The 12,032-nt window shown below is 48.0% G+C and carries 10 protein-coding genes; 6 read left to right on the forward strand and 4 right to left on the reverse strand.

Annotation, left to right across the window (positions count from 1 at the left end):
- Positions 1–12: 12 nt before the first annotated feature.
- From CEQ48_RS10565 to CEQ48_RS10575, 3 genes are all read right to left on the reverse strand, one after another.
- Positions 13–660, reverse strand: a complete 648-nt coding sequence (locus CEQ48_RS10565; protein ID WP_089071203.1) for a YdcF family protein — start codon at positions 658–660, stop codon at positions 13–15.
- Positions 653–1,483, reverse strand: coding sequence for an NAD(P)H-binding protein (locus tag CEQ48_RS10570; RefSeq protein ID WP_089071204.1), 831 nt, complete (start codon positions 1,481–1,483; stop codon positions 653–655). The genes CEQ48_RS10565 and CEQ48_RS10570 overlap by 8 nt, the downstream gene beginning before the upstream one ends.
- Before the next feature lie 105 nt (positions 1,484–1,588).
- Entirely contained in the window at positions 1,589–1,822 is a 234-nt protein-coding gene (locus CEQ48_RS10575; RefSeq protein ID WP_089071205.1) for a TIGR02647 family protein, read from the reverse strand.
- A 351-nt stretch (positions 1,823–2,173) separates the two neighbouring features.
- Between CEQ48_RS10575 and focA the strand changes: the two genes are divergently transcribed.
- The 5 genes from focA to CEQ48_RS10615 all read left to right on the forward strand — a co-directional run bounded on the left by focA (position 2,174) and on the right by CEQ48_RS10615 (position 9,604).
- Positions 2,174–3,016 (forward strand): formate transporter FocA, encoded by an 843-nt coding sequence (focA, locus tag CEQ48_RS10585; RefSeq protein ID WP_089071207.1) that lies wholly within the window; start codon positions 2,174–2,176, stop codon positions 3,014–3,016.
- A gap of 762 nt (positions 3,017–3,778) precedes the next feature.
- Entirely contained in the window at positions 3,779–3,961 is a 183-nt protein-coding gene (gene torE / locus CEQ48_RS10600; RefSeq protein ID WP_089071209.1) for a trimethylamine N-oxide reductase system protein TorE, read from the forward strand.
- 46 nt (positions 3,962–4,007) lie between these two features.
- On the forward strand, positions 4,008–5,192 hold the full coding sequence (torC, locus tag CEQ48_RS10605) for a pentaheme c-type cytochrome TorC (protein ID WP_089071210.1): 1,185 nt from the start codon (positions 4,008–4,010) through the stop codon (positions 5,190–5,192).
- 23 nt (positions 5,193–5,215) lie between these two features.
- On the forward strand, positions 5,216–7,678 hold the full coding sequence (torA, locus tag CEQ48_RS10610; RefSeq protein ID WP_089071211.1) for a trimethylamine-N-oxide reductase TorA: 2,463 nt from the start codon (positions 5,216–5,218) through the stop codon (positions 7,676–7,678).
- A gap of 189 nt (positions 7,679–7,867) precedes the next feature.
- Positions 7,868–9,604, forward strand: a complete 1,737-nt coding sequence (locus CEQ48_RS10615; protein WP_089071212.1) for a glycoside hydrolase family 36 protein — start codon at positions 7,868–7,870, stop codon at positions 9,602–9,604.
- Positions 9,605–9,669: 65 nt separating this feature from the next.
- On the opposite strand, the gene CEQ48_RS10620 is transcribed toward CEQ48_RS10615, so the two are convergent.
- Positions 9,670–10,878 (reverse strand): putative manganese transporter, encoded by a 1,209-nt coding sequence (locus CEQ48_RS10620; RefSeq protein WP_089071213.1) that lies wholly within the window; start codon positions 10,876–10,878, stop codon positions 9,670–9,672.
- Positions 10,879–11,063: 185 nt separating this feature from the next.
- Here CEQ48_RS10620 and CEQ48_RS10625 point away from each other — a divergent pair, with 185 nt between their 5' ends.
- Complete coding sequence (locus CEQ48_RS10625; protein ID WP_000604834.1) at positions 11,064–11,969, forward strand: manganese-dependent inorganic pyrophosphatase; 906 nt, start codon at positions 11,064–11,066, stop codon at positions 11,967–11,969.
- The last annotated feature ends 63 nt before the right edge of the window (positions 11,970–12,032 follow it).

The raw sequence follows: 12,032 nt of genomic DNA on the forward strand, positions 1-12,032 counted from the left end.
GTGGTGCCACAATCATGATATTTCTGGGTTAACTTTAAACATCAACAAGGCTTGATGGGCCAGTGCCACTTGCTTCGGAATCGGTTGAGCGATTTGAAAACCCAGTGCCGGATAATCTCGGATGCGCTCAAAATCGCCCAGCATGGCATTGAGCACAAAATCACTGGTGAGTTCTGAAGTTAAATAGTCAAAAAAACTGCCTGCGGGTGAGGTGACCTGCACACTTTCGACCGATTCTGGCCACTGTTTCATAAAGGCCGCATAAGCGCGACGTTCCATATAAGGTTTTTGCACCAGTAAGATGCGTTTGGCAGGCCGAGCTTGTTGCACCAATAGCTGATGGCTGAAATGTAGATTTTCACCACTATTGGTCGATTGTGTCTCAAGCAAAATAGCGTGTTCAGGGACACCTGCATCTTTGGCGATCGCGGCAAAAGTCTCCGCCTCACTGTGGTTAAATACCCCTTGAGTAAAACGGCCAAAGCCACCCGAAAACAGTACATAAGGGGCAAGGCCTTGGTGGTAGAGTTTTGCCGCATGTTCTGCCACACGGACATCGTTACTGCCGAGCACCAAAATGAGATCGGCAATTTCGGGTTGTTGATGCAACTGTAAGTAATCCCACAGTGTTTCGATATGTTGATATAAGCGTTTACTCATAACCGTGTACGGCCTCTAAGGTATGAGTGAAATGAAAACGGTAACCCGCTGCCAATAATTCGTCGCACACAATCCGTTTCTCCTCTTTATCACCCAACGGTGGCAGAGGCAGTTCGCTTGCTACTGCGTTGAGTGCGGCCTGATAAAACTCCGCTTTACTCACTGTGTTGGGGGTAGTGGCGTTAATAATCGAGTTGGGAAGCTGCTCTAGCGAAAAATGAATAATCCCGATCGCGTCATACAGATGCAGCATATTCGCAGGAGCGAGTCGGCTGACTTGTGCCATTTTGCTGACAAAGCGTGATGGGTGGCGTTTCGGACCCATCAAGCCACTGCAACGTAGGATGGTGTAATTAATGCCGGAAGTGATCACATGTTGTTCCGCTTTGAGTAAGATGCGGGCTTTTGCATCAAAGGCCGAATTATCGAGCGCCAATGCCAAAGAGGCATCTTTCTCATTCATCGGTTTGGCGATATCGGGATACACAGAGGTAGAACTGATCATCACCAGCTTTTGAATATTGGCCTGCTTGGCTTGCTGTACCAAGCTATACCAATGTTTGGCATAGTGTTCGCCGGCACCTTGACGAAAACCGGGAGGAAAGCAGCCAATTAAGGTATCACATTGCCGTTCGAGTAAAGCCTCGCACAAACCATCGGGTTGATCTAGTTGGCAAACAAAGCTCTCAATACCTTGATCTTCAAGAGTTTGAACAGCCTGAGGGGTAGTGCGTGTCGCATACACGGTATGGCCTTGTTGCTTAAGCCATTGTGCCAGTGGCAAACCTAGCCATCCTGCACCTATCACGACAACTCTTTTCATCAGTTCATCCTTTATCAATAAGAGCAAATGAGGTGGCTACCGTAACACAGTTGAACTTGGGGGATAAAGGAAATGAGCGCTGTATAGCGCTCATTGAAAGGAGGATTAAACGTTTAACACACGCAGTACGCGGTCAGCGTGTTCGGCAATTTCTATGCCTTCATCGGTGAGGTACCCTCCATCAGGTTGAGTGCATAACCCTTTGTTATACAGACGAACCACGGCTGTTTGTACCGCTTCAGAAGCATCGTGGCGTACTTTGATGCCCGTTGCTGCGCTGCTCAAATCAAATTGCAGCAATAAATTAAGCTCATCGATATGCTGTTGAGTGAATTTCATGGCCATTACCTTTTTAAGCTGTTGTTGGCGCCACAATAGGCTGCGCAGCATCAACACGCAATCTTGCGCTCGCAGAACTGTTAGCTTGACCCGATCTGATGTTTTTTTCAGCGAAAGACGAGAAAAATGTTTTGAACCTCAGCACAAAAATCGCGGGTAGAGATGTTCTGCTTGAGGTTATAAACCAACACTATATTTGGGGGGAATGATCTTAGTAAATAGCGTTACGACTTCAAGTAGGGCGGGTATCTAAACATTTTTCGTGAACATGACAAATAGCCCTTGAACTCGAGGGGAAATAGAGCGATTATCCGCCACCTCTTTTGTTGTGTGTCAAAATGTAACAAGCTCATGGAACATAACCAATTCGATTCTCTTCTCCCGCCACAGATGGCGGAACGTGCCGCCATTACGGGTGAAGGTAAAGCCAAAAAAGCGGCGTATAAATCTTTCCTGTTGGCGATTTCTGCTGGCATCCAAATTGGTATCGCCTTTGTTTTTTATACCGTAGTCACCACGGGTGCCCACGATATGCCTTACGGGGTAACTAAACTGTTGGGTGGTATGGCCTTCAGCCTCGGTTTGATTCTGGTGGTGATTACCGGTGGTGAATTATTCACCAGCTCGGTGCTGATCTTAGTGGCGAAGGCGAGTGGCAAAATCTCGTGGAAAGAGCTAGTACGCAACTGGACTGTGGTTTATTTCGGAAACCTATGCGGCTCCATTATCTTAGTGTTCATCATGCTTGCCACTCGCCAGTTTATGGAAGATGGCGGACAGTTGGGGCTAAATGCGATGGCCATTTCCCAGCACAAATTGCATCACACTTTCTTGCAAGCTTTCGCTCTTGGGTTGATGTGTAACATCCTAGTTTGTTTGGCGGTTTGGATGACCTTTAGTGCCCGCTCGTTAACCGATAAAGTGATGGTATTGATTCTGCCGGTGGCCATGTTTGTCTCTTCCGGTTTTGAGCACTGTATTGCCAATATGTTCCAAGTACCGATGGCGATTGGCATTAAGTATTTTGCGCCAGAGAGTTTTTGGGCAATGACAGGGACGAATATCGCTCAGTATGCGGATCTCAACTTCGTTAACTTCATCGTTAATAACCTTATCCCAGTGACCTTAGGTAATATTGTCGGTGGTGGCGTGTTTGTCGGAATGTGGTACTGGCTGATCTATCTGAAAGATTGATGCTGACAGCCATTACCCCGACAAGATGCCCAATCATCCCTGAGTGCTACTCGGGGATTTTTTTACCTGCTTTTCCTTGCAAACACGGGGTTGTCGTCGTGGTGCAATAGCTTTTCGACACCAGTAGCCTTATCCACATTTTCTGTGGATAACTCAGAGCAAACGCCGTGTGTAACCATATCGAATTGAATTGGCTCATGATTGATGCGCATTTACTGTGCAGGCTGCCTGCTTTTGGGGCGGTATCAACAGGCGGCAATCATCTCCCTCTTTTGCATTATTCATGTTCAATCATCTGTGGGTAGAGAGTATTAAAACGTGTTTCACTATTAAGAATATAGGTAGAAACAAGCTGGCTCAGAGAATTTGCAAACCATCGTTGAAAAAACTCATAGAGATCAAATTTTTTACAAGAAATGATCGTAATACAGTGATTAAAATTTACATTTATCCGCGGTTTTTGGTTGTTCAAGGAAAAATGTGGTGAGTTATAAATACACATTTGTTTCCTTGTTGTTTAAATTTAACACTCTAAAAACAATATTAATTTGTCATAACTGCTCACATTCTTTCATCTCATTTTTTAATCAGACATAACTCCGTTCTAACTCAAAAAAGTGTTGAATAACAAGGTGGGCATGATGGTTTTAGATTGAACCCTATTAAATGTATGGTCTAACATTTGTTTTAAGTAAACTTGATTTGTGACAGCTCTGGGGAACAGGGTTGACGAAAAATCCAGCAAATAGAGTAGGCAAATGTATGAGTGATGTTAATAAAATTGAAGGCGGTGAAAAACGCTCTCTGGAGTGGAAGTCATTCCTCTTCATCACTGTGGTTCTTTTTCCCATCTTAAGCGTGGCTTTCGTGGGTGGATATGGATTCATTGTGTGGATGCTGCAGATGTTCGTGTTTGGCCCTCCGGGTGTGCACGGCGGCTTCTAACCACCTCCGTTTCTACTGTTGAATGACTTAGCTAAGAGAAGAAAGCATGAAATCGTTAATTTTGAAAATGTGGCGCACTATGACGCGTCCTGCGGTACACATTAGTTTGGGTGTGCTGACTCTCGGCGGCTTTATCGCTGGGGTGATTTTCTGGGGGGGCTTTAATACCGCGTTGGAAGCGACCAACACCGAAGAGTTCTGCATCAGCTGTCACACCATGCGTGACAACGTATACCAAGAACTGCAAACCACAGTGCATTGGAAAAACCACTCTGGCGTGCGCGCCACTTGTCCTGATTGTCACGTCCCCCATGAGTGGACGGCGAAAATCGCACGTAAGATGCAAGCTTCGAAAGAAGTGTTCGCGCAAATTTTTGGGGATTTAGATACACCAGAAAAGTTTGAAGAGCGCCGAATTGAATTGGCAAAACACGAGTGGGATCGCTTCGCAGCCAACAAATCCCTTGAGTGTAAAAACTGCCACAACTATGAATCGATGGATTTTGAGCAAATGTCTGCAACTGCTCGCATTCAAATGAAGCAAGCGGCAGAGCGCGATCAAAGCTGTATCGATTGTCATAAGGGCATTGCGCACAACTTACCGAAAAACATGGAGAGCTCAAGCGGCTTGATTGGTGAGCTAGAAGGTATGGCATCGAACACCAAATACTCCAATGGTGAAACCTTAGTCAGCGTGCGTTTCCTCCCTGTGTATGAAGATGATCAAGCCAAAGTGGAAGCGGGTCTCCTCAACCCAGCTTCTGAAGTGAAAGTGTTGACTGAAAAAGGCGACATGATGCAAGTGGAGATCAGCGGCTGGCGTAAATCGAAAGGCTTTGGCCGTGTGATTCAAGAAGATTTCGGTATGAACATCGCGGTGGTGTCGCTACTGAAAGATGCCGCTATGTCTGATGCGATTGTGACTACGGGTGAGCAGAAAGTCGATGACATGACGGGTCTACCTTGGGAGCAAGTCAGCGCGAAAGTGTGGATGAAAAAAGAAGCCATGCTGAACGACATCAACCCAGTTTGGGAAAAAGCGCGTGAAGCATACAAGACCAACTGTTCTGTCTGCCACACCCAACCGGATGAAGCGCACTTTGATGCCAACACTTGGCCTGGCATGTTCGACGGTATGTTGGCATTCGTCAACTTCGATACCGACAGTGAAGCGCTGGTACTCAAGTATCTGCAAAAACACTCTTCAGATTTCGCTGAAGGCCATCACTAAGCAACGTCATACGGAGTCATAACATGGCGATTACACGAAGAAGTTTTCTGAAAGGTGTCGCAACCACCAGTGCGGCGTCGATCATTGGCCCAAGCCTACTGACCTCAGTTTCTGCCCAAGCGGCAGAAACCACGGGAACTTGGAAAGTCTCCGGTTCTCACTGGGGCGCCTTCCGCGCCCACATCTACGGCGGTAAGGTACAAGAGCTGAAAGCGTTGGAGTTGGATACCCACCCAACGGAAATGCTGAACGGCATTCAAGGCATTCTGTACAGCCCATCTCGCGTGCGTTACCCAATGGTGCGTCTCGATTGGCTGAAAAAACACAAATACAGCGCGGAAACCCGTGGTAACAACCGTTTTATCCGTGTGACTTGGGATGAAGCGATTGACCTGTTCTACCGCGAACTCGAGCGCGTTCAGAAGCAATACGGCCCTTGGGCGCTGCACGCAGGTCAAACAGGTTGGAACCAAACCGGTGCTTTCCACAACTGTACCGCGATGATGCAGCGCGCTGTGGGTATGCATGGTAACTACATCACCAAAGTCGGGGATTACTCAACCGGTGCTGGCCAAACCATCATGCCTTACGTGCTAGGTTCGACCGAAGTTTACGCACAAGGGACTTCTTGGACTGAGATTTTAGAAAACTCAGACAACATCATCTTGTGGGCAAACGATCCAGTGAAAAACCTGCAAGTGGGTTGGAACTGTGAAACACACCAGTCTTTCAGCTATCTCGATCAATTGAAAGAGAAAGTGGCGAAAGGCGAGATCAACGTTGTTTCTGTTGACCCAGTGAAAAACAAAACACAGCGTTTTTTGCAAAATGATCACTTATACATCAACCCACAAACTGACGTGGCGTTTATGTTGGCGGTCGCGCATGTGCTGTATACCGAAAATCTGTACGACAAGAAGTTCATCGAAACTTACTGCTTGGGCTTTGAAGAATTCATCCCTTACGTGCTGGGTAAGAGCAAAGATAAGGTTGAGAAAACGCCTGAGTGGGCTGCGACAATCTGTGGCGTGAAACCAGAGGCGATTCGTGATTTCGCCCGTATGTTGGTGAACGGTCGTACTCAGTTGCTGTTCGGTTGGTGTATCCAACGCCAAGAACACGGTGAGCAGCCGTACTGGATGGGCGCGGTATTGGCGGCCATGATTGGTCAAATTGGCCTACCGGGCGGTGGTATCTCTTACGGTCACCACTATTCAGGCATCGGCGTACCATCAACGGGTTTTGCGGGGCCTGGCGGTTTCCCACGTAACCTCGATCAAGGCGCGAAGCCAAAGTGGGATAACAATGATTTCAACGGCTACAGCAGCACGATTCCGGTTGCACGGTGGATTGATGCGATTCTTGAGCCGGGTAAGAAGATCAACCATAACGGTAATACAGTGACGCTGCCGGGCTTCAAGATGATGGTGATTTCTGGTTGTAACCCATGGCATCACCATCAAGACCGCAACAAGATGAAGCTTGCGTTCCAAAAACTGGAAACCGTGGTGACGATTGATTTCAGTTGGACTGCAACGTGCCGCTTCTCTGACATCGTACTGCCTGCTTGTACCCAGTGGGAACGTAACGACATTGACTCTTATGGCTCATACTCAGGTAAAGGCCTGATTGCAATGCATCGTTTAGTTGACCCGCTGTTCCAATCACGTACTGACTTTGAAATTATGACTGAGCTGACTCGTCGCTTTGGCCGTGAAAAAGAGTACACCCGTGATATGGACGAGATGATGTGGGTTCGTTCACTGTATAACGAGTGTAAGAAAGCCAACGAAGGTAAATTTGCCATGCCAGAATTTGATGAGTTCTGGGAAAAGGGCTTCCTTGATTTTGGTACGGGTACACCTTGGGTCCGCCATGCTGATTTCCGCAAAGATCCCGAAATCAATGCACTGGGTACGCCTTCTGGTTTTATCGAAATTACGTCACGTAAAATCGGTCGCTACGGTTATGAACACTGCCAAGAACACCCAATGTGGTTTGAGAAAACCGAACGTTCACACGGTGGTCCGGGCTCTGACAAATATCCGTTCTGGTTGCAATCGTGCCACCCAGACAAACGTCTGCACTCGCAAATGTGTGAAGCGGAAGCGTTCCGTGCCACTTACGCTGTGCAAGGTCGTGAACCGGTGTACATCAACCCGATAGATGCTAAAGCCAAAGGTATTAAAGATGGCGACTTGGTGCGCGTGTTCAACGATCGTGGCCAGCTATTAGCGGGCGCGGTGCTGAGTGATAGCTACCCACGCGGTGTGATCCGGATTGAAGAGGGCGCTTGGTATGGCCCGCTGACTGAAAAAGTCGGGGCGATCTGTACTTACGGTGATCCCAATACACTGACTCTCGATCTTGGTACGTCAGAGCTGGCGCAAGCCACTTCTGCGAATACCTGTATCGTCGATTTTGAGAAATTCCGTGGTGAAGTTCCTCCTGTGACCTCATTCGGTGGCCCAATCGAAGTCATCTAAACGGTATCTTTAGCGCAAAATGCGCGTTATCCCTCAAGCCAGCGTTCGCCGCTGGCTTTTTTCTTCTCTTTTATCAGCAAATCCGCTTAATCTGTCGCCAATTAAACCTGTGGATCACGGAAAACGTGAAACACCTAACGTAATGCGTTGGTGTTTATGTCGAGACTCAGGGCAAAAAGGAGAGAGTCAATGAGCCACTTAAGACTAGCCAATGGGCGAGAGATCCTAGCGCAGCAAGCCGATATTGAACTGGAGATTTCTGATAATGAGCTTTCTGCGCAGTATATTGGGTTACACAATCGGCCTTTTGAACGCCGTTATCCATTGTTTAGCACTTTACTGGATGTCGAATCGGATGCCCGCTTGGTGGGGGATGGGTTTCAAATGCTGTCGCAAGCATCAGGAACGCTAAGTCATATCCAAGAAGTGGGGCGATGCCCAGATAACAATCTTAGTTACCGCATCTACCCGCATGATGCGCCAAAGCGTTTTTACAATACCTTGATGATAGAAGCGGCTGGCCGCTATCTGTTGTTTGGTTTTACTTCTTGCCAACGCTTTGCGGGCTTTTTTGAAGTGCACCGCCACCCGCAACATTGGGTGTTAAGCGCTTTTATTGATGGAGAGGAAACCCGCCCACAGGACTGGATCACCAATCAGTTGGAGTCCGTGATTTGCTTAGAAGGCGAGTCGATGTCGGAGCTTTATCAAGCCTATGCAGAGGCGATTTCGCGCCATCATCCACCAAGGCCACATCTGAAAGATCGTGCGCCGATGGGCTGGTGCTCTTGGTATGCCTATTATGCAGAGGTGACCGAGCAAGATATTAAAGAAAATGTCGCGATATTGGCAGAGCGTCACCCCGAACTGGAATGGGTGCTGCTCGATGATGGCTACCAAGCGTTTATGGGGGATTGGCTTACGCCATCCCAAAAATTCCCGAGTGGGATTCAGCAAGTGATTGCCGATATTCGTGCGCAGGGTAAAAAGCCCGCTATCTGGCTTGCCCCTTTTATCGCGGAAGCGGATTCTGCGGTTTTTCGTCAGCACCCAGACTGGTTTGTGAAAAATGCCGCAGGTCAGCCACTCAAAGCCGAAGAGATCACTTATGGCGGTTGGCGTTGCACGCCGTGGTATGTGTTGGATACTTCACATCCCGATGTGCAGGAGCATCTCACGCAAGTGGTTAAAACCTTGCGTGAAGAGTGGGGCGTTGAGCTCTTTAAGCTTGATGCCAACTATTGGGGAACCTTGCGAGGGCGACGTTTTCAATCGGGTGTTACTGGGGTAGAAGCCTATCGTATGGGTATGCAGGCTATGGCTGAAGGTGCAGGTGATGCATGGCTACTGGGCTGTAATGCGCCGATGTGGCCATCATTGGGTTTGGTCGATGCAATGCGTGTGTCGGATGATGTTGAGCGCAATGCAGATCGCTTTTGTCAAATAGCCCGTGAAACCTTAATGCGCACTTGGCAACATAGACAGCTGTGGCAAATTGACCCAGATTGCTTAACACTCACTCCGCTACCCAACCAAAGTGCGGATCGCGCTAGCTACGAATTTCACCGTAATTTGTTGCTTGCTAGTGGCGGTTTACTGTTGTCAGGCGATCCACTGCCGAAACTCACTCCGTTTGCTAAGCAGAGCATTAAACGGTTACTTAAACGTTTCCAATACAGCCAGAAGGCAGCCAAAATCACCTCATTGAGTATGCGGCATGCCTTCTTAGAGCTGACCGACAAGAATGATCTGCACTGCTTGTTTAATTTCAACGGCAAGGAGCAGGAATTTACCTTGGTCGCCAACCATCCTGTGCAGTGGTATGACTATTGGAGTGGTGAGTTGCTGAGCAGTGAGCCAAGCAAATTGTTAGTGGTAAATCTGGCGAAGGGGTTACAGAGCCGAGCCATTTTGACAGTAGGTTAGCTTCAAGCAAGTAGGAAGGGTACATCAACTAAAACTAAGGGGCTGATTGCCCCTTAGTCTTTCAATTATATTTCAAATAGCCAAAAGTAGCCGTAGCCCACTATCGCTGCGGGAATGGAAGAATAAAGTGTTGCCATTAATGCGGCTTTCGGTGCTAACGCGATGGCGGGGAATAGCGCATCGCCATCGTTCGAAATGGCATTCGACAACTGAGCTGAAAATGGCAGTGCGCCAGACAAGTACAGACTGGTGACGAGGATCTGCGGCCCGCAGCCGGGTAAGAGGCCAATCACAATGCCAAGTGCAGGCATCCATACGCCCCAATTCCCCCAATTTGCGCCAATTTCAAATCCCGTAAAGTGCAAAGTTAATTCGAAGGCAAGAAAGGCGATGATCACCCACGCACTCACGAAGTTGGTATCTTGCGCGGCTTTTTGCATCGGGTGTGAAGTGCGGATTTTATCGTCCTCACTCACGGTGGATTGATAATCTTCAATTTCTTGCGTGAGCGCCCACAGCAACATACTGCTAACGGCCAGTAAAGCGCCTACCCATTCGATACTCATTTCAGGCAGTGACAACACTTGGTTGATGTCGATTTGAAATGAAGAGGCAAACGCCACTAGGGATGCAGGGAGTAAAAGGTATTTCCAGAATAACCCTTGGAGATTGATCGCTTTAAAAGAGACGGCGCTAGTGGCGGAGCAGCAAGATGTCCGCAGTTTATTGCTCAGTTCCGTGAGCGCGGGACGCATAAAATCATCCCGATGCAGAGCATTGATCACCAGACCTGTGACGCAACCTGTAATAACCCCAATCCCAATCACATAAAGCCCAGTCACCGGTTGACTAGCCAGTAGCAAGAATGCCGCATCGCCCATGGTGGCTGTTAATACCGCGACCAAAGCTCCAAAACCCACTTTGCCGCTGACAAATTGAGTTGTGACAACAATCGCCCCTCCGCAGCCCGGCAAAGCACCGAGTAGAGCGGCAATCACCACTTGTAGGTTTCGCGAGCGGTGATAAGCGCTGACCAAAGCGTGTGCACCATCAAGCCAACGAGAAACCCAATGATAAATCGCTAAAGTAAAGGCCACATAGGTTGACACTGCCCAGAATGAATCGGCTAAGGTTTCGACTGTCACTGTGCGAGTATTCTCACTGACAAGCAAAGCAAAGAGAGCGATAGGCAGCAGCAGTCGCTTGTATCTGAGGTTAAACAGAGAGACAAGGACGCGATGATTTGCCATGTTTGACCATTTTAAAGAGTTCATAGAATACCGCGCGCAATGAATGAGAATTATTATCGATAATATAGTTGAGAACTATTCGCAATTTCAAGAGAGTTGTAGGCAGAAAAAGGTTTTTTTGATTTAGCACCATGAAGAAATTATGAAATTGAGTAGAGTGCACCCTTTGTTTACGCCCGTTTGATGGCAAAGAGAAAATAGGTAACAGAATGATTTTAGTCGTTGGTCATAAAAACCCAGACAGTGATAGTATTTGTAGCGCATTAGTGGCGGCTGAGCTTTTAAAAGCGCGTGGTTTAGAAGCGAAGGCGGTACGCCAAGGCGAAATCAACCGTGAAACGCAACATATTCTGAATGTGGCAGGCGTTGAGCAACCAGAATTACGTACCAGCGTGGCGGGCGAACAAGTGTGGCTAGTGGATTACACCGATTTAGCGCAAGCACCGGATGATCTCAATCAAGCCGAAATTCTTGGGATTGTCGATCACCATCGTCTTGGTGATGTGATGACGGTGAATCCACTGGAAGCGTGGATTTGGCCTGTCGGTTGTACCAGCACTATTTTGTTCAATCTGTTCAAAATGGAAAATGCAGAAATCACACGCCCACTCGCGCTACTGATGATCTCTGCCATTTTGTCTGACACGGTTGGCTTTGCCTCACCAACCTGCACGCAAAAAGACCGAGATGCGGTGGCTGAGTTAGCGGTATTAGCGGGCATTACCGATCTGGAAGGTTTTATCAAAGCGCTACTGATTGCGAAAACTGACATTGAAGGTTTAAGTGCGGCGCAGCTGGTCGAAAAAGATCTTAAAGCTTACCCATTCAATGGCCGTGAGTTGGTGGTAGGCCAGGTTGAACTGGCTACGCTAGAGCAAGTCGCGGATATGATTGATGCCTTAGAGGCAGATCTGCAACGTCGTTGTGATGAGGAATCATTGGCTCTTGCAGCACTGATGCTGACCGATATCACCACCGCGCAAACTCGTTTGCTGTTTAAAGGAGAATGGTCAGAAAAACTGGCTAAGCATGCAAAAGATGGCGTACTGATGATGGAAAACACCCTAAGCCGTAAGAAGCAAGGTTGGCCTTGGCTACAAACGGAACTGGCTTGATCGCCACTTCGCGGTTAACATTCTTGTTAAGCAACGCTCACGCTGTATGCGGTGGGCGTTTTT

The organism is Vibrio tarriae, from assembly GCF_002216685.1.
Classification (GTDB): Bacteria; Pseudomonadota; Gammaproteobacteria; order Enterobacterales; family Vibrionaceae; genus Vibrio; species Vibrio tarriae.